The 21535-nt window shown below is 44.1% G+C and carries 16 protein-coding genes; 8 read left to right on the top strand and 8 right to left on the bottom strand.

What is annotated here, in order from left to right; all coding sequences use genetic code 11:
- Window positions 1-196: 196 nt before the first annotated feature.
- Window positions 197-1189 carry a cytochrome d ubiquinol oxidase subunit II gene (locus R7E00_RS13780; protein ID WP_149191924.1) on the bottom strand — a complete coding sequence of 331 codons (993 nt, stop codon included), beginning with the start codon at window positions 1187-1189 and terminating at the stop codon, window positions 197-199.
- A gap of 2 nt (window positions 1190-1191) precedes the next feature.
- A complete protein-coding gene (locus tag R7E00_RS13775; RefSeq protein ID WP_262606131.1) occupies window positions 1192-2523 on the bottom strand; it encodes a cytochrome ubiquinol oxidase subunit I in 1332 nt (443 codons plus the stop codon).
- Window positions 2524-3339: 816 nt separating this feature from the next.
- Here R7E00_RS13775 and R7E00_RS13770 point away from each other — a divergent pair.
- A complete protein-coding gene (locus R7E00_RS13770) occupies window positions 3340-3588 on the top strand; it encodes a hypothetical protein (RefSeq protein WP_005378271.1) in 249 nt (82 codons plus the stop codon).
- Window positions 3589-3593: 5 nt separating this feature from the next.
- Here the strand turns inward: R7E00_RS13770 and R7E00_RS13765 are convergent, their stop codons facing one another.
- Window positions 3594-4583 carry a Solitary outer membrane autotransporter beta-barrel domain gene (locus R7E00_RS13765; protein WP_025766900.1) on the bottom strand — a complete coding sequence of 330 codons (990 nt, stop codon included), beginning with the start codon at window positions 4581-4583 and terminating at the stop codon, window positions 3594-3596.
- A 774-nt stretch (window positions 4584-5357) separates the two neighbouring features.
- Here R7E00_RS13765 and R7E00_RS13760 point away from each other — a divergent pair.
- From R7E00_RS13760 to R7E00_RS13745, 4 genes are all read left to right on the top strand, one after another.
- Complete coding sequence (locus R7E00_RS13760) at window positions 5358-6995, top strand: methyl-accepting chemotaxis protein (RefSeq protein ID WP_054576389.1); 1638 nt, start codon at window positions 5358-5360, stop codon at window positions 6993-6995.
- Window positions 6996-7461: 466 nt separating this feature from the next.
- Entirely contained in the window at window positions 7462-8601 is a 1140-nt protein-coding gene (locus tag R7E00_RS13755) for an efflux RND transporter periplasmic adaptor subunit (RefSeq protein ID WP_005388411.1), read from the top strand.
- A 2-nt stretch (window positions 8602-8603) separates the two neighbouring features.
- Window positions 8604-11765 (top strand): efflux RND transporter permease subunit, encoded by a 3162-nt coding sequence (locus tag R7E00_RS13750; RefSeq protein WP_054576391.1) that lies wholly within the window; start codon window positions 8604-8606, stop codon window positions 11763-11765.
- A gap of 187 nt (window positions 11766-11952) precedes the next feature.
- A complete protein-coding gene (locus R7E00_RS13745; protein WP_017635039.1) occupies window positions 11953-12408 on the top strand; it encodes a MarR family winged helix-turn-helix transcriptional regulator in 456 nt (151 codons plus the stop codon).
- A gap of 44 nt (window positions 12409-12452) precedes the next feature.
- Here R7E00_RS13745 and R7E00_RS13740 read toward each other — a convergent pair whose 3' ends face one another.
- Window positions 12453-13409, bottom strand: coding sequence for an AEC family transporter (locus R7E00_RS13740; RefSeq protein ID WP_258456826.1), 957 nt, complete (start codon window positions 13407-13409; stop codon window positions 12453-12455).
- A 601-nt stretch (window positions 13410-14010) separates the two neighbouring features.
- Here R7E00_RS13740 and trpS point away from each other — a divergent pair.
- A complete protein-coding gene (gene trpS / locus R7E00_RS13735) occupies window positions 14011-15033 on the top strand; it encodes a tryptophan--tRNA ligase (protein ID WP_025766897.1) in 1023 nt (340 codons plus the stop codon).
- Between the two features lie 84 nt (window positions 15034-15117).
- Here trpS and R7E00_RS13730 read toward each other — a convergent pair whose 3' ends face one another.
- Entirely contained in the window at window positions 15118-16074 is a 957-nt protein-coding gene (locus R7E00_RS13730) for an ATP-dependent dsDNA exonuclease (protein ID WP_258456828.1), read from the bottom strand.
- Window positions 16071-17399 carry a sphingomyelin phosphodiesterase gene (locus R7E00_RS13725; RefSeq protein ID WP_047100810.1) on the bottom strand — a complete coding sequence of 443 codons (1329 nt, stop codon included), beginning with the start codon at window positions 17397-17399 and terminating at the stop codon, window positions 16071-16073. Before R7E00_RS13725 ends, R7E00_RS13730 begins: the two co-directional genes overlap by 4 nt.
- A 291-nt stretch (window positions 17400-17690) precedes the next feature.
- On the opposite strand from R7E00_RS13725, the gene R7E00_RS13720 reads away from it, so the two are divergent.
- Both R7E00_RS13720 and R7E00_RS13715 read left to right on the top strand, forming a co-directional pair.
- Window positions 17691-17957, top strand: a complete 267-nt coding sequence (locus tag R7E00_RS13720) for a hypothetical protein (protein ID WP_017634954.1) — start codon at window positions 17691-17693, stop codon at window positions 17955-17957.
- Window positions 17958-18112: 155 nt separating this feature from the next.
- On the top strand, window positions 18113-19741 hold the full coding sequence (locus R7E00_RS13715) for a methyl-accepting chemotaxis protein (protein ID WP_258456829.1): 1629 nt from the start codon (window positions 18113-18115) through the stop codon (window positions 19739-19741).
- Window positions 19742-19866: 125 nt separating this feature from the next.
- Here the strand turns inward: R7E00_RS13715 and miaE are convergent, their stop codons facing one another.
- Window positions 19867-20637: a tRNA isopentenyl-2-thiomethyl-A-37 hydroxylase MiaE gene (miaE, locus tag R7E00_RS13710; protein ID WP_005388968.1), complete on the bottom strand. Its 771-nt coding sequence runs from the start codon at window positions 20635-20637 to the stop codon at window positions 19867-19869.
- Between the two features lie 97 nt (window positions 20638-20734).
- Window positions 20735-21499, bottom strand: coding sequence for a hypothetical protein (locus R7E00_RS13705; RefSeq protein ID WP_005378247.1), 765 nt, complete (start codon window positions 21497-21499; stop codon window positions 20735-20737).
- Window positions 21500-21535: the final 36 nt, after the last annotated feature.

The following is a 21535-nucleotide window of genomic DNA, read 5'->3' as shown; positions in this document are numbered from 1 at the left end:
AAATGTTCTTTCTGTTTTTGTGCCTGTATCGCTATATTTGAGAAACGGTTATCTCGTTCTAGTTAGGAACAAACTACTGGCTGCCGCTACATTCTCTCAGCGTTCCCACTCAGTCGCTTTGGGTAGATACTTTAGTCGTGAGTACTGCAAAAAAACGCCGCATGAGCAGCGGCGCTTCGTTGAGGAATTCCCTTTCCTACTTGTAGCTAAGTTCTGTCGCTTTGCCTTTGAAGATCCGGTATACCACAAAGGTGTAAAGCAATATCACCGGCATAACAATCATCACACCGTAGCCCACGATTATTAACGTCGCAGGCGAGGAGGCGGCCTCTTGTGCGGTCATTAATCCCGGCACAACTTCTGGGAAGAAGCTATACGCAAGCCCGAGAAAGCTCAACGCGAAAATGACAGTGACACCAAAGAAAGGCCAGCGCACACCCAGATCATTCACCATTGGAACCTGACGCAAATAGCGATCAACTAGGAAGATGGTTGCCAATACAATTAACGGAACTGGGGCAAGCAACAAGATTTCTGGGAAGCTGAACCAACGCAAGGCAACTTGTTGATTTACAATCGGGTTTACAACGCTAACCACCAAGATTCCTAAGGCCGCTAACCAACCAGCACGGCGAGACCAACGGGCCGAGCGTATTTGCAAATCACCTTCCGTTTTTAGTACTAACCATGCGCCACCGATGTAAACGTACGCCGCCGCTACACAAAGTGCGCTTAACCAAGCAAAGCCAAATGCTTCGGTTGATTGTTCAAATCCCATGATGTAACGACCCACCATGTAACCCTGAGTTAGTGCGGTGATTAGCGAGCCAATTCTGAAGCACCAATCCCAATGAGGTTTATGATCCGAGTTCGCTTTGGCTCGGAAATCGAATGCCACGCCACGCATGATCAGTGCGATAAGCATGATGGCGGTCGGCATATAAAGCTCCGTCAAAATCAAGCTATGAGCGGTAGGAAAGGCAATCAACAAAATACCAACGGCTAACACCAACCACGTTTCGTTCGCGTCCCAGAAAGGGCCGATAGACGCTATCATTCGGTCACGTTGCGCTTCATTATCACTTGGCAAAAGGATACCGACACCAAGGTCGTAGCCGTCGAGCACGGCATACATAAAGACCGAGAAGCCAAGCAGCAGAAGATAAATTTCTGGTAGATAGTTGAGCATGATTAGGCCTCTTGTTGTGTCAGTGGGACTTCATGGGCTGCAACGTCTTTGCGCGCCAAATAGAATAGGGTATGGATGTACGCAACCAGCAATGCAGCATAAATGGCTAAGTACATAATGAGCGAAGTCATCACGCTACTGCTCGCAACCGTGGTGACGGCTTCGGATGTTCGCAATACACCGCTGACCAACCAAGGTTGTCGACCAATCTCAGTAACATACCAACCCGCCAGTGTGGCTATCCAACCAGAGAACGTCATGGCTAATACTGTGTATAGGTAAGGTTTAGGTAGCGCTTTCTTGCGTGTTAGCTTCACCGCGCCATACCAGCTAACCAGCAGCATAAGGACACCTACACCAACCATCACGCGGAAACCAAAGAACAAGGGCTTCACTGGCGGGTGGTCAGGCGCAAACTCGTTAAGTCCCTGGATTTCCCCGTCTAAGTCATGCGTAAGAATCAAACTAGCCAACTTAGGGATGCCCACTTCAAAATCATTGCTGCGAGTTTCTTCATTTGGCATCGCAAACAGAAGAAGGGGCGCGCCTTGCTCGGTCTCCCACACACCTTCCATTGCTGCTATTTTTGCAGGTTGATGTTCAAGCGTGTTTAACCCGTGAAGGTCACCGACAAAGATTTGTACCGGGATGAACCCAGCCGCCGCGAACAACGCGACTTTTAAGCCAAGTTTGGCTGAGCGATGATCTGGCTTTTTCATTATTTGATAAGCCGAGATACCCGCAATCAAGAAGCTGGCAGTCAGCGCCGATGCTAATAGCGTGTGTAGAAGACGGTACGGTAAAGAAGGATTGAAAATGACTTCTTTCCAACTGGTCACATGAACAATGCCGTCAATCACTTCATAGCCACTTGGTGTGTGCATCCAGCTGTTAAGCACCAGAATCCAAAATGCGGACATACTTGTCCCAACAGCAACCAGAACGGTGGCGAGAGTATGAACCCATTCCGGTACTCGTCCTCGTCCAAAAAGCATTACACCCAGGAAGGTGGCTTCCATAAAGAAGGCGGTCATCACTTCGTATCCGAGCAATGGTCCAGCTACGTTTCCGACTCGTTCCATAAAGCCTGGCCAGTTGGTACCAAACTGGAAACTCATCGTAATGCCGGATACCACACCCAAGGCGAAAGTGAGAGCGAATATCTTGACCCAGAAGTAATAAACATCGAGCCATACGGGGGCTTGTGTGCGGTTATATCGCCACTTGAAAAACACCAATATCCACGCCAACGCAATGGTGATGGTCGGGAAGAGAATGTGAAAGCTGATATTGGCCGCGAACTGGATCCGCGACAGCATGAGGGTATCTAACATCTTGGTTCCTCAAAAACGTGCCATACTAAAAATCGTGTCTATCTGTAATTTAGTTACGAAAAGTCGGGCAGTTTGGATTCATGTATCGAGAAATACAGGTGATTCTGTTTTCTTCTAACCATGATTTATATCAACTAAGACAAAGAAAGGAGTGTAGGAAATTGTCTCAAAATGCCACTAATAGTCGCGAGAAGTGAGTAAAAGAAAGCAAATGTAACTGAAGGAGCATGGATTAAGATTAGTTCGAATTATCCTTATGATGGTTTCGATAATCCTGAAATAAAATTACAAAAACAATATTTTTAGTAAGGAAAATTGCCTTGCCTTCACTTTGAACCTCCATACTATTTATACACTAGTCATGTCGAGATCATCTCAAACACAGCAAACTTACTGGCAGTTAAGGTGGGAAACTTTAGCTAATTGATAAACTTAAAATTGCACTGCTAATGACATGTGCATCATAAGTTCGTTAGCACTCGACCAGAAGTGCGATAGGCTACATTTTTATACTAGCGAACGATTTAAAGCTAGGTAATTCGGCTTTCACTAGATCAACAAGTCGACTGTGGACCATTTTCGATTCCTGATGAGTTTCAATCCAAACTGACACTTACTTTTCAGCAAGTGTGCTAGTGTCTTTCTTGTTATTTATTAAATAATTAATAAATGCCGATATGGTAAAGAGAGTTGTGGACAGCTATCTCGAGCAGTAGACTGACGCTAGCCAGAGAGTCTGACTTTGAGGGGGGCATTCTACATGAATCTTGGATTCTGCCACCGCAAAGCTGATATTGAATTTGATGGAGATGGATAATGAACGACAGTTGGGCTAATTTCTTTCCTTACTTTGCTGGAGCTTTTAAGCTTATTGTATTAGGGATAGGAGCCTACTTAGCCATTAAATGGCATTTTGACGAAGAGCGAAGGGTAAGAGAAGCGGAAGGTGTGGTGTTTGATAACCCAAGTCTCATGAAAAAGTTTGCGAAGACGCTAACTCTGCCATTCCTTTTGTGTCTTCTCGTTCTTCTTGTTATATATGCTACCAACTGGTTCCTGTACTGACGGCTTTATTGTTTGTTGTAGTAAAGTTGAATGCTGCCACCTCTGAGAGTCGAGCCGTAGTTGAAGTTAACGCCTATGCCGAAATTGTCCAACCAATCAAAGGGCTTTGGTGCATAAAATAGCCATCCTATAGAAGCTTCGTAGTAATGCGGACTTCCAAGTTCGTCGCTTAAATCATGCGAAAGGTCGACTCTTTTAATCCCAGTAAATAAAGCTTGCTCACCGTGATAAATATTGTAGTAACCGGTGATTTCATTAGATAGGTACCAACCTTTAGGGTTGCCTATATTGCCGTTATTTGCGCTTCCCCAGCTGTGCCCAATGAATGAATTCAATGTCGAACTGGCATGCCATTTCCCCCAACTTGTGGGAGACGTGTATTTGGCTTTAATGGATGGTTGAACTATTGCCGCCCATGCTGAAACGTTAACGGCACGGCCGTCTAGGATTCTTCCAATGATGGATGAAAGTTTATTATCGGTAGAGAATGAGTTTTTATAACGCATAAGGTGAGTCGTCGTTCTGGTGCTAAGGGTGACGTTTTCACTTGCTTTGTATAGATACCCATAACCAATCGATGCACCGTATGTCCTTTCCTTGAGAAGATCCTTACTTGTGCCGAATAGTTTGAGATCATTCTCTGTTTGTATCGTAAATGCCTTAAACGACAGCTCATGTAAGTCCTCGCTGCCCTCTATGTCAAAGTTAGTCGTGTAAGGGAGAACATATACGGATTTGCTTCGACGTTCATTGATTGACTCGTCAGTCCCGAACTCTGGGTTGGCGGTATCAAATAATGCATTCGGATCAAAGTCGCCAATACCAAACGCAATTGCGTCAGTGTCGGACAGCAAAACCGCGATAGAAAAACGTTGTTGGAGAAGGTTGCTAATTTCCTTATCTAGTGGATCCGCTTGAGCTGTGTTAGGAAGAGAGAGTAGGAGAGCGAGCGAAACGACTCGCCACTCCACTGAGGCGAAGTTGGGTTGGAACATTTTGGCTCTTTCAAATGGTTCATGCATGGAGTTTTTGGACGTACCGGTACGCTAACATTAGTTTAATCGTTGAATGGTCGGTGTAACTTTGAGAAATCTATGTTTTCTCATATTGATATGAAAAAGTTCCTTAAACGAGTTTAGCTTCAATGTGTATGCTGCACCAGATTTGTTTAGCAACATCATTCTTTTCTGAAGATGTAGCAAGACTTTGTGACTAGGTTGCATTATTTTCTTTAATGCGTCTCTTGAGAGGAAAATAGCAAACTTTTTTATTGCCTTGGCGCTCAAGAAAATCTGAATCGTTCACTGTGCTACTGGTTAACTTCGAAAACTTGTAAGCATCCTGTCTGCCAACATCACGACTAACATCATCAAGGAGTACCCTTAAATACGTCAGATAAACAATGGTTTTTTTGAGCTTTAGAAGAAATGTTCGGACCTTTGCATATTCCGCGGTGGTGCTCAATCCAAGAACTGTGTTTTGTATGTGTTCTCAGTAAATCATTGATTCGATCTATTCTTCAAAATGTGGTCCCTTTTAATTCACTTTCTGTTACATATTTTTCGTTTTGAAAGAGCATTTTAATTTGCATATTTTGAAAAGATCTATTTGTTAAATTTTCTATAAAATCAACTAATTGTTGAAATTAGAACCCTTGTCAAAAAGTCATTAGATTTCATGTTGAATAGTCTATTTTACCTAATAGTATACTCTATTTGTTTGATATAATTTTCGGCAGTTTGTATACCATAAATAAAGAGAGTCTATTCATGTTCCAGAACTTAACGATCAAGCAGAAGATAGTGATTCCGCTGTCATTGATTATTGGATTGTTTATTGTGAGCTCTGTATTAAACGTTATGACAAGTTGGAAGCAATCTGAATTGAGTGAGACACTCAACGAACAGATCGTGCCGAACTTATTAACGATTGAGGATGCTTATCGCGATCTTTACCAAGCAACATCTGCAATCCAAGGTGTTGCACTTTCTGATACTCAAAACGATATTGATCATCACATCGGTGAATACAAAGACAACGCCTACAAAGCACTACCACGTATGGAACAAATGATTGAGCTATCACAAGCCGGTGTGATGCCTTCTACACATGGTAATGAAGTTCGAACGCTTGTCTCTTTGGGTGAAAAATGGTTAGCAAGTTATGAAGCGATGCTACGTTTACCTCAATCTCAATGGCGTGGTTACTACAACGAGCACAAACATACCTTTGAAGACCAATTTATCGAGGTTAGAGCGCAGCTTAACGTTGTAAAAGATGCAATAGAAGAAAAGCAAAGCCAGTTGAAGGGCGAAATATCAGCGGCTGCAACAAGAGCAGAACTCATTCTTGAGGCTGGCATTGTGATTGTTATTTTTGCCGCTATCGCGATGGCTTTTTTGTTGTTACAAACGGTTGTGAAGCCTATCAATGATATTAAAAATGCGATGACAGAAATTGCGTCCGGTGAAGGTGATCTAAGTCAGCGAATTGATGTAAAAACACAAGACGAAATTGGCAATTTAGCAGACGCATTTAACCAGTTTGTGTCCAAAATTCAAGTGACAGTCGCTCAGGTAATTGAAAGCTCAAATACCCTACGTAACGAAATGGCAAATCTTAGCTCGTTGACCAAGACCATCGCGAACTCGACCGTTTCTCAGCAAAAAGATAGTGAGGCGGTAGCGGCGGCAGTGCACGAAATGCAAGTCACCAGCAGAAATGTAAGCGATAGCGCTAACGAAGCCGCGGTTGCGAGCCAAACAGCGAATGATGAACTTACCAATACCAATGTTATTTTGGATCAAACGGTTAGCTCAATTCGCAGCCTCGCAAGTGAAATCGAAAGCGCAAGCCACGTCATTAACACATTGGATCATGATGTGAGTAACATTGCGTCCGTACTGGATGTAATTCGTGGTATTGCCGAGCAAACAAACTTATTAGCGCTTAACGCAGCCATTGAAGCGGCTCGCGCTGGAGAGCAAGGGCGAGGCTTTGCTGTGGTAGCGGACGAGGTTCGTTCTTTAGCCAGTCGTACGCAACAGAGTACGGGAGAAATCCAAACCATGATTGAAAAGCTACAATCTGGTGCAGGACAAGCTGTAGAAGTGATGCGCGGTAGCCAAAATAGCAGTGATGAAACGATCAAGTCCGCTGGCCGAGCGAGTGAATCCCTTTCTGAAATCTTGAACGCGATTTCACGTATGAACGAGATGAATACACACATTGCAACGGCTGCGAGCCAGCAAAGTACAGTAAGTGACGAAGTAAATAGCAACGTACAAGGCATTGCAGACAGTAGCACTTCAATTGTGGAAATCGTAAACCAAGCGCAAGCTTCTTTAGCCATGTTGTCAGAGCAAACTCAACGTTTAGATCATCAGGTCAGTCAGTTCAAAGTATAAGCTTGAGAACAGCAATCTCACTGACGAAATAACCCGCTTCTTAGCGGGTTATTTTTTAGATAAGTGGCGAACCTGACTTGTGAAATTTCGACTATATTTACATTCCTTTCTCACTTTAGTTCGTATACCAGAGTGGGCAAATAACCCTAGACAGCGGTAACAAACTCTGTACAGCGTGATGATGCTTTTATCATCACTTTTGCCGCTTTTTAACCATTGCAATTGCACACAGGAAAATGTGATTTCCAACCCAAAATCTTCAAATTTGAGAACTTCATAACACCTTTACCATAAACGTTTTTCGTAAGCGTATAGAACTGTAAATTTTGTTGTATGTACAACACTGGGTATTTATCATCCTAATTAATTTGTTCTGGATATACATCCTTTAGTCATTATTAAGTCATTCTAGAAGCTTTTAATAAGGAATCTTGAAGGCTTGTCGGTAGATAAGAGAGAAAAATTCATGAGACGTAAAACCACGCTATCTCTGCTGATTGCGTCGAGCCTTTTTGTGGTTGGATGTCAACCTAGCGAAGAAGGATCGAGCCAAGGTGGTGGTCCTGCGCCCGCAACCGAAGTAGAAGTGTTAACAGTGCAGCCAACGCGCCAAGCATTGACAGTAGAGTTGCCGGGTCGTAGCCGAGCATTCAAAGAAGCGGAAGTTCGTCCGCAAGTCACTGGCATTATTTCGGAGCGAAATTTTGTTGAAGGTGGCCTTGTTGAACGAGGGCAGTCGCTATATCAAATTGATGATTCATCATTTCAGGCGGATTTGCTGAGCGCTGAAGCGGAATTAATCCGTGCGCAAGCTGCGGCAGAGTCGACCTATGCCACGGTGAAGCGTTACAGAACCTTGATCACCAAAAAATCCATCAGCCAACAAGACTTGGATGAAGCAGAAGCGGCATACAAAGAAGCGAAAGCGCAGGTCCTAGTCGCAAAAGCCAAGATCAACACAGCAAAAATCAACTTAGATTATACGCAAGTCAAAGCTCCGATTAGCGGGGTGATCGGTAAATCGAGTGTGACAGCGGGTGCGTTGGTTACGGCTAACCAAGCTGCCAAATTAGCGACCATTCAACAGCTTGACCCTATCAATGTTGATATTGTGCAATCATCCGCGCAACTGCTGCGTTTGAAAGCATCACTCTCCCAAGGCCATATGCAAGAAGATGACTCTGCGCAAGTTACATTGATGCTTGAAGATGGCAGCACTTACGAACACAAAGGCACAATGAAATTTACTGAGGTCAATGTGAACGAAAGTACGGGCAGCGTGACGCTTCGTGCCGAATTCCCAAACCCTGACGGTTTGTTGCTACCTGGAATGTTTGTTCGTGCGACGGTCATTACTGGTGTAGACCCTGATGCGATTCTAATACCACAAAATACGGTATCTCGTGATGCGACAGGTAAAGCGACAGTGATGACGGTTAATGGCGAGAACAAAGTGGAAGCGAAACCAGTGAAGACTGCCGAAGCGATCAATAGCCAATGGCGCATTATTGATGGTTTGAACGCGGGTGATAAAGTCATTACCGCCGGTTTACAAAAGGTAGGGCCAGGCAGTTCGGTAACTATCCAAAACGGTGAACAGGAGTAATCATGGCACGATTTTTTATCGATCGTCCGGTATTTGCTTGGGTTCTCGCGATTCTAACGATGTTGGCGGGGGTAATGTCATTATTCAATTTACCCGTCTCGCAATACCCAACGATTTCACCGACGACGATCACCATCAGTGCTCGCTATCCAGGTGCATCAGCAAAAACCGTTGAAGACTCGGTAACGCAGGTTATCGAGCAAAACATGACAGGATTAGATTACCTTCGCTACCTATCATCGAGCAGTGATGCATTTGGTAATGCGACAATTACCCTGACGTTTGATAGCGAAGCTGATCCTGATATCGCGCAAGTACAGGTGCAGAACAAACTGCAATTGGCATTGACTTCATTGCCGATGGAGGTACAAAACCAAGGTATTGTCGTAAATAAATCCAATACGGCATTTCTCATGGTTGTCGCAGTTTATTCTGAAGATCCAGACTTTACAGAAAACGATATCGGCGACTTTGTTGTAACGAATATTCAAGACCCGATAAGTCGTGTAACTGGTGTCGGACAAGTGCAGGCGTTTGGTGCGCAGTATGCGATGCGAGTTTGGCTGGATCCATTTAAGCTTACGCAATTCAACTTGACCGCAATCGATGTAGCGAACGCGATCAGTGAACAGAACGCGCAAGTTTCTTCAGGTCAACTTGGTGCAGCACCTGCGCAGGAAGGCCAGTTGTTGAATGCAACGATTTCGTCTGCAAGTCGTTTGAGCAGTGTGGAAGAGTTCCAAGACATCATTCTTAAGTCTGACGCCAGTGGTTCTAATGTTTATTTGAAAGATGTTGCTCGTGTTGAACGTGGTGCAGAAAGTTATGATATTCGAGGCCAATATAATGGCTTCCCAGCATCGGGTTTAGGTATTTCATTAGGTACTGGCGCAAACGCGCTTGAGACAGCCAATGCGGTAAAAGAGCGCTTAGACCAACTGAGTGCTACGTTCCCAGAAGGGTTGCAGATTGCTTACCCATTTGAAACGACGCCATTCGTCAAAGCCTCGATTCAAGAAGTGGTTAAAACGCTATTAGAAGCCATTCTTCTTGTGTTCTTAATCATGTATCTGTTCTTGCAGAACTTCCGTGCGACGATCATTCCAACGATCGCAGTGCCTGTCGTACTGCTCGGCACCTTCGCTATTTTGTACGCGACTGGATTTAGCGTAAACACGTTAACCATGTTCGCGATGGTTCTGGCTATCGGTTTGTTGGTGGACGATGCCATCGTTGTGGTGGAAAACGTCGAGCGTGTGATGCATGAGGATGGGTTAGAGCCCAAAGAAGCGACCAAAAAATCGATGGGACAGATCACTGGTGCCCTGATTGGTGTCGGTTTGACGCTTTCAGCGGTATTCGTCCCTATGGCGTTTATGTCTGGTTCTACCGGGGTTATTTACCGTCAGTTTTCAATAACTATTGTGGCGGCTATGACGCTTTCCGTTTTGGTTGCGATAATTCTGACTCCAGCATTGTGTGCTACGTTGCTGAAAAAAGGCGATGCTGAGCTTCTAGAGAAGAAAGGCTTCTTTGGCTGGTTTAACCGCAAGTTTGATGCGATGACAGCAGGCTATGAAACCGGCGTTGCCAAACTTCTAAAACGCACAGGTCGCATGTTGGTTGTATTTTTGGCAATGAGTGCAGGTGCTGGCTGGTTATTTATGAACCTTCCAACGTCATTTTTGCCAGATGAAGACCAAGGCACAGTATTCTCAATGGCTATTTTGCCGCCTAACTCAACACAAGAACAGACGGAAAAAACACTTGAGAAAATGCGTGACTTTTACCTAGTAGACGAAAAAGACAATGTAAAGTCAGTCTTCTCCGTTGCTGGATTTAGTTTCGCAGGCCAAGGCCAAAACATGGGGATGGCATTTATCGGTCTGAAAGATTGGTCTGAGCGTGAAGCGCCTGGCGCCGATGCCGCTTCCATTACTGGTCGAGCGATGGGGTACTTCTCTACCATTAAAGAAGCTTTGGTGTTTGCGTTCGCCCCTCCAGCGATTCAAGAGCTAGGTAACTCGACAGGTTTCGATTTCTATCTCCAAGACTCGTTGAATAAAGGGCACGATGCATTAGTTGCGGCTCAAGGGCAACTTCTGGGCATGGCAGCACAAAACCCGAAACTTGTCGGTGTTCGTCCAAACGGTCAGGCAGATGCGCCAATGTACAAAGTTAACATTGACCACGTCAAACTTCGTGCTTTGGATGTCAGTATCAATGACGTAAACCAAATCCTGTCAGCTGCATGGGGCGGGGCTTACATTAACGATTATATTGATCGCGGTCGTGTGAAGAAAGTGATGGTGCAAAGTGATGCGGAATACCGCATGCAGCCAAAAGACTTCGATTCATGGTACGTACGCAACGCTAAAGGAGAGATGGTGCCTTTCTCTGCTTTTGCGAGTGGCGAGTGGACCTATGGTTCTCCTCTTTTGCAGCGCTTTGATGGTTTGCCAGCAATGAATATTCAAGGCGGTGCAGCTCCTGGTGTAAGTACTGGTGAAGCCATGGAAGAAATTGAAGCAATGGTAGAAAAGCTACCAGAAGGTTTCACGGTGAACTGGAATGGTATTTCGTATGAAGAGCGCCTTTCCGGAAACCAAGCGCCGATGCTATATGCGCTATCTATCCTCGTCGTATTCTTAGTTCTCGCCGCTTTGTATGAAAGTTGGTCAGTACCTTTCGCCGTGGTGTTAGTTGTGCCTCTTGGTGTGCTTGGTGCTGTGCTCGCGGTAATGACGCGAAGTATGGACAACGATGTGTTCTTCCAGGTGAGCTTATTAACGACGGTCGGCTTGGCAACCAAAAACGCCATTCTGATTGTTGAGTTTGCAAAGGACTACTATGAGAAAGGCGCTGGGCTTATCGAAGCAACCTTACATGCTGTTCGCGTTCGTCTGCGCCCAATTATCATGACATCGCTTGCTTTTGGTTTGGGTGTGGTACCACTTGCTATCAGTTCAGGTGTGGGATCGGCAGGTCAAAACGCAGTAGGTACCGGCGTACTTGGTGGCATGATCAGTGCCACGATATTGGGTATATTCTTCGTCCCAATCTTCTTTGTAGTGGTTGAGCGATTGTTTGATCGACGTGCGAGAAAAGAGTCGGAGGCAGAGTTGTCTGAGACCAGCACTAAACCCACTCAGCAAAGCGAGTAGGACTTGCTTGTTTTAACTGAGTTATACTAGTGATAATAAACACGATTAAAGGGCGCTTCGGCGCTCTTTATTTTATGTTTTCACTTGGTGGTTACCGTCTATGACGCGAGCCTGAAAGACGGCGTGTTGTGTGCAGTATCAGCACAGCCTTTTCGGCCGAATGAAAGCCTAAAGAAGAAAAACGACGATGAAAGATCAGAAAATTTCCCCAATTTCCGTTTTGGATCAAAGCCCTATGTTTGTCTGCGGTGTGATGCAGCGCATGTACCGCAATCGTGCCCAAGCCGAGCTGTCTCGGCAAAATTTGATGACACTAGAAATGGCAAGTGCACTGGCCGCTTTAGAAGAATTTCAACCTATGAGCCAGCAAGCGTTGGCTGATGCGGTTCGAACTGAGCGAAGTGTAGCAAAGCGGATGGTGGACAATCTGGAAAAGAGAGGGTTTGTTCAAGTTTCTAAAAGTAAATCGAATCAGCGCCTTAAAATGCTAAGCATGACAAAAGAGGGAGCAAATGCTTTAAAGCAAGTTCATCAAATCATGACGAATTTACAGAAAGAGTTTTTTTCTTGTTTGTCGGAATCTGAAGCGAGTGAATTTTTTCGTCTGGTAAGAAAGCTCACTTTTGCGAATCACGACCAGTAACTGACATCAATGCCGTTTAGCGTCTTTATTTTATCGCGGACCAATTATATTAAGTTGTAGAACTTAAGAAATAGGATGCCCAACGTACAGGTCACGGTAGAAAGCACCGTAGTGAGTGCGATGATATTTGCAGCTAACGTGGCATTGCCTCCCATGGAACGCGCCATGACATAGCTGGCAGCAGCGACTGGAGAGGCGTTCATAAAGAAAAGAATACCTAGCTCAATTCCTCGAAATCCTACTAAGTAAGCTCCCATGGTGATGATGACTGGCGCTACGATGAGCTTGTAACTGCTCGCAAACCAAGATGGACCTTTCTCTTTTCTCATCAAGCTAAAGTCAAGTGAGCCACCCGTACACAACAGCGCCAAAGGCAATGTCATTTTGGACAAGTAGTCTCCTGCATCAATAACCACATTCGGTACTGGAATAGCGAGTAAATAAAAAGCCATTCCTAGAACAATGGAGATTATGAGCGGATTCCTAGTCAGTGTTCGGCCCATCATCTTTGCTGCTTGCGAGGCAGACGTTGCCCCCTTGGGCGATAAGCAAATTACCGCTTGGACGTTATAAATAAATGTGGTGACCGCGACATAGAGCGCTGCTAGCGCCACACCTTGAGAACCATACGCATTGGCAACGTAAGCGATACCAATAATACCTGTATTTGCTCGGAACCCACCTTGGATGAGAACGCCTTGGTCAGGCGACGCTTTGAACAGAAGTTTGACGGAAAGGTAGGTGAAAATGAAAAACGAAATACTAGCGGTGACGCCGAAATTGACGAATCCACTTGCCGCGGAAAAGTCGTGTTCTGAAGCCACAATGCTGACAAATAACATTGCAGGCAAGGTAACTTGAAACACCAGTTTAGAGCCTACTTCGATAAAATTATCGTTGATTAGACCAAAGCGCTTAAAAAGAACGCCAAGTACCAACATCAAACAGATAGGTCCGGTTATCGACAAAGAGAATTGCAACTGATGTAAAACAGCTTCCATGTAAGTATCCGCAGTAAAAGAAAAAAGTGTTCCTGCTGCCTATTAAGCCACAAACCCGGAGGGTAGGACAGTAACGTGATGAAATTTTCTTCTGTTGTAGGTTCCGGAGTCATTTACACTCCAAGTTATGGACGAGGTCCCAATTTAACAAAGCGGTACTGGTCCTACGTGCGATATGTTGGTTAACTCGTTGTCGTGATGCATCCACATGCGTATTAGATGTGAGGGCTGGTCATCGTAGTTATGGATAGGAGTTCATCAATGAAAAGGAAACACAACAAAACTGTACTGTGTGCGTTTGTCTCTGGTTCGGTATTTGGTGCGGTTTTGGTCATTGCGATGTCTTTACCAATGTAATCCTCTTAATTGGCTGTTGGAACACTCACACTAATTCAGTACAAAACAGATTGAGTTCTGCGGTGTGTGCTGTTAGTTTAAAAAACATGAAAATACACGTTCGCCCTTCATTAACAACCTTCTCTTGGTGGCGCTCTAAATAGAGCGGCGCGGAATACTTACATTCTTAAGCTGCTGGATGGTAGCTAAGAGTGTTTGATCTTTTTATCTCCAGTAGCGATCTATTAAATACTTGGAGACAAATATGAATAGCCATAAAAATACATCTCAGCGTGAAATTATACTTACCGGAGATCGAGCAACAGGTCCATTACACCTCGGGCACTATATTGGTTCATTGCAACAACGAGTCAAATTGCAAACGGAGCACGAGCAAACGATCTTGGTTGCGGACATGCAAGGGCTGACGGATAACGCGCATAACCCATCAAAGGTATCCTCTAATATTCTCAATGTCGTTGCAGATTATTTGGCTGTTGGTATCAACCCCGCTCAAACTACGATCACGTTGCAGTCTCAAATTCCAGCGTTAGCCGAGTTGACAATGTATTACAGTAATCTTGTTTCTATCGCACGATTAGAGCGAAACCCCACGGTTAAAAATGAGATTCAAAGTAAAGGCTTTGAACGCTCTATTCCCGCAGGCTTTTTAACGTATCCAATTTCTCAAGCTGCTGATATTACGGGGTTTCATGCGACGCTAGTACCAGTGGGTGATGACCAGCTGCCGATGTTAGAGCAAACTAATGAAATCGTGAGAAAAATAAACCACCTGGGTGGAAAAGAGGTTCTTAGGGAATGCCGTCCATTACTTAGCGATGCACCTCGTTTGCCGAGTACTGACGGTAAAAATAAGATGTCTAAAAGCATGGGGAACGCAATCAACTTAGGCGCCTCCGAAAAGGAGATTTCCGCGGCAGTGAAATCTATGTATACCGATCCCAATCATCTGAAAATTGAGGACCCTGGCCAAGTCGAAGGGAATATTGTATTCATCTACCTCGATGCTTTTCATCCTGATAAAAATTATGTCGAACAGCTAAAAGACCATTATCGACGAGGTGGATTAGGTGATGGTTTGACCAAGAAAGTGTTAGAAGAATGCTTACAAGAGATGCTTCGCCCTATTCGAGAAAAGCGCGCTATGTATTTGAATGATAAAGCGCAGCTGATTGATATTTTAAAACAAGGTAGTGAGCGTTCTCGCGAGAAAACCGAAAAAGTGCTATTTGATGTGAAAGATGTATTTGGTTTAAATTTGTTCTGAATTAAAAGTAGAGAGTTGAACATAAGGCACGACGGCTGGTTAGCAACGTGCCTTTTTAAGTTCCCAGTCAGTCAAAGCGCATTGTTAAGAAGAAAAAAATTCACGACGAAAATCCGCGACTTCTTGTTGGTAATAGCTTTGCCATTCCGGTTCTGACAAATTTGAATGGCTAGAAGCTCTTTGCGTTCTTAGCTTGGACTCAAGTTGTTGTAATGCTTGTTGGTAATCTTTGACTTGTTTTTTTTGCTCTGTAATTTGCTGCTGACGAGCATGAATGTTTTTACTTTCTTCTTTCGTTAAGTAAGTTCGTTCAAGCTCTGCGATGATCGCCAAGCGATCTGGTAGGCTCATACTATTAGGAATCAGGGTGACCGCACGCTCATATTTTTCCTGGTCGCTTGTTAGCCCGATAGCATCTGCATGTTCTTGCCAGTCAATGGTGAGTTGTTCGAAAGTTCGCAAAAAGTTATCTGGGCTTTGAGTGTCCAGCTTTTGGGCTTCTAAGTTGAAATCGTACAGCGCGAACTCATCCGCGAAAACAACATCAGCCAATTCTCCCCAGATGCTTCTTGCTTCGCTCTTCAGCTGTGCAATACGCGACGCCAGTGATTGTTGCTTATCAAATAACAAATTTCCTACACTCTCTTGCCATTGGCTGCTGAGCTGAGGGTAGTTCGCCAAAAGCTGGAATCGAGCTGAAGATAAATGCGCCTCAAACAAGGCGACCTGCTCTTCACAACTACGGTTCAACATACACTCTTGCCAAAACGTCTCAAGTTGGGCGACAAGTTTCCTGCCTTTGAGTTGAGTTAATCGCTCAGTCGTTATTTGAACTGTGGAAGGGAGCTTAGCTGTTTGTGGTGAAGTATCTGTATCGGGCACGATGCTGCTTGTTTGTGGTGATGTACTGGAGACACTCTGATTTTTTGTCTTAGGGGAAGGAGAGGAAGCGAGCTCTTCTTTTTGAACATCGTGACTGAAAGTTAAAAATATCATGCCCGCCATAATGGCGGACATGATTATCAAAGCGATTTTCTTCATGGCTTGATTGTTGCGCTTACTGGGAAATGGTCAGAAAGGTTATAGTGTTTCCATAAACTCTCTGCGGTTGTGCGCGGCACGTCTACACGGTTGTCATTGAATGATTTCACCCCGTATTCACTACTCACCATAACATAGTCAAGGTATTCCACGTTTTCGCCACCTGATAACGCTTCACCTGCGAAGTTATTGATACGGGGATCAAAGGTTGACTCCGTGTAACCAGAGTAGTGAGGCTCTATGGCACTTAAGTTAGCGATCATTTGTTGGTAGTCACCAGGGAACTTTCTTTTGTTTACGTTAAAGTCGCCGCTGTATACCACAGTTTCGCTCGAAGGAATGTCAAGAGATTGGGCGAGTGCGCGGATTTGTTTGAACTGGCGCTGACGATACTCACGGGCGGTGTCTGTATCGAAAGATGCGGTATGGGTAGCAAACACATGGTAAGCCTGACCACCTTTAATTATTTCCGCATAATTTACGCCTTTATCGGCAAAGCAGTCTGTACCAGAGCAATCGGGAAAGACATATTGCGCTTCATTCACGATAGGGTAGCGACTAACTATGATTACGCCACCATCATGAATATTAACGCCTTCTTTATCTAACATCTTTGTTTGGTAAGGATATTCCTTGGCTAACTCACGTAAGAATGCTTCACGGCCGCTGGCAAACACCTCTTGCAGCGCCAAAACATCGTAACCTTTTACATGTTGAGGAATCAGTTCGTAACGATCTCCAATGTGCGATGCAATAGCCGTCAACGCCCAGATGTTATAAGTCATCAACTTAAGGTTTTGTTCTTCGTTGTCGACAGACTCCGCTACCTTGCTTGGCGTGATGGTGTAGTAAAGATCATCATATCGAGCGGTACTGTCTGACTTAAATGCCAGTTCGGTTTCTCTCGTACCAAAAGCGTTAGTGTTGGCACGATGAATGTTACGATCATCTTTGAGAGATAACTCGACATCGGCTGCGGATAAGCCGTATTCAATGGTCGAATTGTACCAATGGCCTTCCATTATTTGATTGAGTGTTATGCTTTCACCTTCGGGGCTAGAAACCACAGTTTCAAAACGGTAAGTTTGATTTGATTTCACGCCCTCCCAGCGGTTGAAGCTTAATACAGATTTAGTTTCCCACGGACCAAGTACCTGCACATGTTGTTGCCACTCGTCTCCGTATTGAAGCAAATCACTGCCTTCATGTTTTACTTGAATAGTTAACGGTTGATCAGAGTTATTCGTTAGGTAAACGTCGGTATCTGCAATGCTGGGTAACGCTATCAAGCTACTTAATAAAAGGCTCCACTGCGAAAATTTCATCTTATTTTTCCATCATTTGAACTAGAGCAATCATTCTTGTTTATAAATGTTACTTGCACGTTAAATATGGATGACATCTAAGCCAGCGCTGAAAATTGTTATCAGAATGTGATCTTTATTCAATGGTGAGTATGGGGGTATTGAGTGTGTGGCCGTTAAAGCGGTGGAAAATAGTACCAACAGTCAACGAATTGCATTCACTGCAATCAAGCTGTCATCTTTGCTCTATAAGTTGTGCGGCGTCATTCATCTAGCCATATGGCTAGAACTCAAATTGATAGATGGAGCACCATGGCTAGAGCAGTAAATCCAACCGATGAAACCATCATTAAATTGTTACAAGAGCAAGGTTTGATTAGAAGTGAAGCAGAAGCGCGTTTAAAGAAAGAGGTGTACCGCTTGCAACCTAATGAGATAGCAAAAGTAAAAAATTATGCCCAGCATTTTGGGATAAATGCGAAAGAAAAGCTCATCGATGAGATCTTGGATCTGCGCCGAGAAGCGCTCATGAAAAGATGTAGACACAATACGGAGCATGCGAGCCTATCTCTAAAATAGCATGTGATAAAACTATCAATTACTGGTCAAGATTTGATCTCTCAAGCCGATGTATATAAGAGCGTTCAATGATATCGAGCGCAAAAAACAGTGTGTTTTAGAGGTTAAGCTTTCACTTAAGTGAGAGGTTTGGAAAGGCTGCGGGGAGAAAGTGCATGCGTATTAAAGATTTAAGTGTCGTAAAGAAAATATCGGTTAGTTATTTAACCGTTTTTGCCGTGTTTGGTTTAGTGTCAGTAATGTTGGTGCAAGGTTTGTTAACACTGAATAAAGACATTTCAGTGTTAACAGATAAAAGTTTACCTTCTGTTGCGATTTTGAAAGGTATCCAAGTTGATATTACTAAAGTGCGTAAAGATGAGTTCTCTTTATTGCCAAACGCAAATCACCCCAAAATTGGTGAATGGTTAAAAGGCCTCGACCAATGGCGTTCTGATGTGCAGGCTGGTATTGCAGAATACGAAAAGCTCGACCTTAATAAGCGTGAAACGCAGTCCTTTAGCGTTTTTAAAGAAACTTGGAATCAATACATCAAAGAAACGAAGACTTACAACGTATTGCTAAGCCAAGGCGATGCTGAAAGTGCAAATGATGTAATTTTATCAAGTTTCGATACCTACTCAAAAGCGTTGAGCAGCTTGGATGATACCCTCGCGTTGAACGATGAGTTGGTGAATTTGATTGGTGAAGAAGTACACAGTGAAGCGGCATTTACACAATACAGCGCTGCTGTTGGTGCGCTCGTCGTCGCATTGGTCATGGTAATGTCTGCCATGTTGCTTTCTCGAGTCATCTGCGGGCCTGTTGATCGAGCATTGGAATTCGCTTCCAAAATCGCCAAGGGTCAATTGAATAATCAAATCGACGAAAGCGAATTGAGCAAAGACGAGTTAGGAACGCTGCTCAAAGAGCTTGTCGGTATGCAAACAAACTTACATTCGTTGGTTTCTGAGATTAATGACTCAACGATTCAGCTAACGGCAGCAGTAGAGGAAGTGAGTGCTATTTCTTCTCAGACCGCCTCTGGTATGCAAAATCAACAAATTGAACTTAGCTCGGTGGCTTCTGCGATGACAGAGATGCAAGCTGCTGTAAGTGAAGTGGCACAAAATACCGAAGTTGGCGCAACCTCTGCTTATTCGGCTGCGGAAGTGGCAAAGCAAGGAACGGCGACGTTACAACAAACTATCGCAGTAATTGAGCGTGTATCACATACGATCCAAGAATCAGATGAACTGGCACGTGAGCTTGAATCGAGCTCAAACAATATCAATGTGGTCGTCGATGTGATCCGCGGGATTGCCGAGCAAACAAACTTGTTAGCACTGAACGCCGCAATTGAAGCCGCTCGGGCTGGTGAACAAGGACGTGGGTTTGCTGTTGTGGCAGATGAGGTTCGTTCTCTGGCGCAACGCACTCAAGACTCCACTTCACAAATTGTGGAAATTGTTAATCAACTACAAGAGAGCAGCAGTAAAATAGGGCATTCAAGCCGTGATTGTCAGGAGGGTATTTCTCAGTGTGTTGAGCAAGTTAATGATGCTGATAGCCAGATAAAAGAAATTGAACATTCTGTCGATAACATAGCGCAAATGAGCACACAAATCGCAACGGCGTGCAGTGAGCAGAATTCTGTATCCGAAGAGCTGAATCGCAGCGTGGAGCATATTAATAGTGCTTCAACAGAGATGGCTGAGGGAGCTTCACAAACGGCTGTGGCTTGTCAGCAGATTAGTAGCCTAGCGCACAACTTGAAAACTCGAATGGGTTCATTCCAGCTCTAGTTGTTGTGTTTCAGCTTTATTCCTAACCTCATTGCTACAATAAATAAGCCGGACGAAATGTCCGGCTTATTTATTCTCTGTCTATATAAGTTCAGAGTATGCTCAACCTTGGGAGAATATGCTCGCTAGGCTGGGATACCACTGTGAAACTTAAAATCTGTATCTGGCGTAGAAATTAAATCTGCCTCTATACGTCCAAAGTAGGCGATGCGCTCGCTGATATCTTTGCCTGCGATTTGCTCCGCTAATACAAGATAATCCTGGTAATGGCGTGCTTCTGAACGTAATAAAGAAATGTAGAACTTTGCGATATCGTCATCCATATGTGGTGCTAGTTTGGCAAAACGCTCACAAGATCGGGCTTCGATGTACGCACCAATGATGAGTTTATCGATCAGCGTTTCTGGCTCATGAGTCTTCATATGCGAAATCAGTCCTTTAGCATAGCGACTTGCTGGAATATTTTTATACTCAATTCCACGACTTTCCATGATCTCTAAAACTTGATAAAAGTGGTGTAACTCCTCTTTTATCAAAAGCACCATCTTATCGATCAAATCTTGGCTGTATGGTGAGTCGGACTTAGCCATGATTGACTTAGAAATATTGCTCTTGCCTTTTAAAGTTTCCAATGAGCCTACGTTACGGTAAGCAAAATCTTCGTAGGGCTTAAACCAGTCAAGTAGAGCATGTGAACTGGATTGGTCAACGGCATACTTACGAATTAAAAACATGGCAGATTGGCCTGCTTTTAGTTCGCACAGTAGGTGGTCTAACAAAATGGTTTGAAGGTTCTCTGGTTTCTTTGCTTCCTCTACCCATTCATCAGGTGTACTGCATTGCAGAAATTGGTTAATGGGAGCAAGAAGATCTTGATAGGCGTCTAGATTCATCATTTTAGTTTTAGTACTTCACATTTTTATTGGGCATATCCGTTGTCTTGCGGATAGAAAAAAGGCTGCAATTGCAGCCTTTTTTGACCTGAAGTGAATGTTACCACTTTTTCTTCTCGCCGAAGAGAGCTTCCATGTCATTGTCACGCTCTTTGTCAGCAATCTGCTGCATTTCGGCATCGCTTTTATCTTGGCGCTTTTTATCTAAGTCACCTAACATCTCTTCAAGCTTTTGTTTCGCTTGAATAGAATAAGGATCGCTCTTAGTGCTCAAAGCATCGATACCTTTACGCAGCAGTTGAAGTGCGGTGCCTGGTTGACCACGAGCGATAGAGTCATTTGCTCTTTTGATGACATTTTCAATGTTGATGCGAATTTGCATCGTTTCCAAGCGCGCATTTTCAGTGACGTAAGTCTGGGTATCCAATCGGCCTTTGTTGTGCTCGTTACGGATAGTGTCGCGAAGTCGTTTAACCAGCTTAAGCATGACGATAGCTTGTTTGTCACTACTCGGCATCTTGAAAGTGGTACTCTCGCCAGTAGGACCATTCTCTTTTAGCTGCGTAATCTGCTGCTTCATATTTTCGATACGTTGAGCAAGTTGCTTGTTCTTCGGGTCCAGCTCATGCATGCTCTCTAGCGCGTCAAGAATACGATTGTTTAGACACAGCAACAGCTCTTTACTAAAAGGGATATGGTGCGCATGACCAATCAACTCTTCAGTACCATCTATCAAGGCTACATATCGCGCTGATTCCTGCCTTTTTGCGGTTTCAACTTTAACCTTATATTGCAACATAATGTTATAGCCTAGGATTAACACCAGTAGGATGGCTACCAAAGCGATTATTAAACCAATATTCATATCTTTGCGTCTGCTTTACTTTTCTGCGGCTAGCGT

The organism is Vibrio sp. Vb1755, from assembly GCF_033338635.1.
GTDB classification, from domain to species: domain Bacteria; phylum Pseudomonadota; class Gammaproteobacteria; order Enterobacterales; family Vibrionaceae; genus Vibrio; species Vibrio alginolyticus.
Note: the sequence above shows the minus strand (reverse complement) of the source record. Positions and strands in the feature narration are given on the sequence as shown.

What these genes read in the sequence shown, in the direction of transcription:
- R7E00_RS13750 (WP_054576391.1), top strand. Translation starts at nt 8,604, where the DNA reads ATGGCACGATTTTTTATCGATCGTCCGGTATTTGCTTGGGTTCTCGCG.
- R7E00_RS13765 (WP_025766900.1), bottom strand. Translation starts at nt 4,583, where the DNA reads ATGTTCCAACCCAACTTCGCCTCAGTGGAGTGGCGAGTCGTTTCGCTC.
- R7E00_RS13725 (WP_047100810.1), bottom strand. Translation starts at nt 17,399, where the DNA reads ATGAAATTTTCGCAGTGGAGCCTTTTATTAAGTAGCTTGATAGCGTTA.
- miaE (WP_005388968.1), bottom strand. Translation starts at nt 20,637, where the DNA reads ATGATGAATCTAGACGCCTATCAAGATCTTCTTGCTCCCATTAACCAA.
- R7E00_RS13715 (WP_258456829.1), top strand. Translation starts at nt 18,113, where the DNA reads ATGCGTATTAAAGATTTAAGTGTCGTAAAGAAAATATCGGTTAGTTAT.
- R7E00_RS13775 (WP_262606131.1), bottom strand. Translation starts at nt 2,523, where the DNA reads ATGTTAGATACCCTCATGCTGTCGCGGATCCAGTTCGCGGCCAATATC.
- R7E00_RS13770 (WP_005378271.1), top strand. Translation starts at nt 3,340, where the DNA reads ATGAACGACAGTTGGGCTAATTTCTTTCCTTACTTTGCTGGAGCTTTT.
- R7E00_RS13780 (WP_149191924.1), bottom strand. Translation starts at nt 1,189, where the DNA reads ATGCTCAACTATCTACCAGAAATTTATCTTCTGCTGCTTGGCTTCTCG.
- R7E00_RS13745 (WP_017635039.1), top strand. Translation starts at nt 11,953, where the DNA reads ATGAAAGATCAGAAAATTTCCCCAATTTCCGTTTTGGATCAAAGCCCT.
- R7E00_RS13730 (WP_258456828.1), bottom strand. Translation starts at nt 16,074, where the DNA reads ATGAAGAAAATCGCTTTGATAATCATGTCCGCCATTATGGCGGGCATG.
- R7E00_RS13740 (WP_258456826.1), bottom strand. Translation starts at nt 13,409, where the DNA reads ATGGAAGCTGTTTTACATCAGTTGCAATTCTCTTTGTCGATAACCGGA.
- R7E00_RS13755 (WP_005388411.1), top strand. Translation starts at nt 7,462, where the DNA reads ATGAGACGTAAAACCACGCTATCTCTGCTGATTGCGTCGAGCCTTTTT.
- R7E00_RS13760 (WP_054576389.1), top strand. Translation starts at nt 5,358, where the DNA reads ATGTTCCAGAACTTAACGATCAAGCAGAAGATAGTGATTCCGCTGTCA.
- R7E00_RS13705 (WP_005378247.1), bottom strand. Translation starts at nt 21,499, where the DNA reads ATGAATATTGGTTTAATAATCGCTTTGGTAGCCATCCTACTGGTGTTA.
- trpS (WP_025766897.1), top strand. Translation starts at nt 14,011, where the DNA reads ATGAATAGCCATAAAAATACATCTCAGCGTGAAATTATACTTACCGGA.
- R7E00_RS13720 (WP_017634954.1), top strand. Translation starts at nt 17,691, where the DNA reads ATGGCTAGAGCAGTAAATCCAACCGATGAAACCATCATTAAATTGTTA.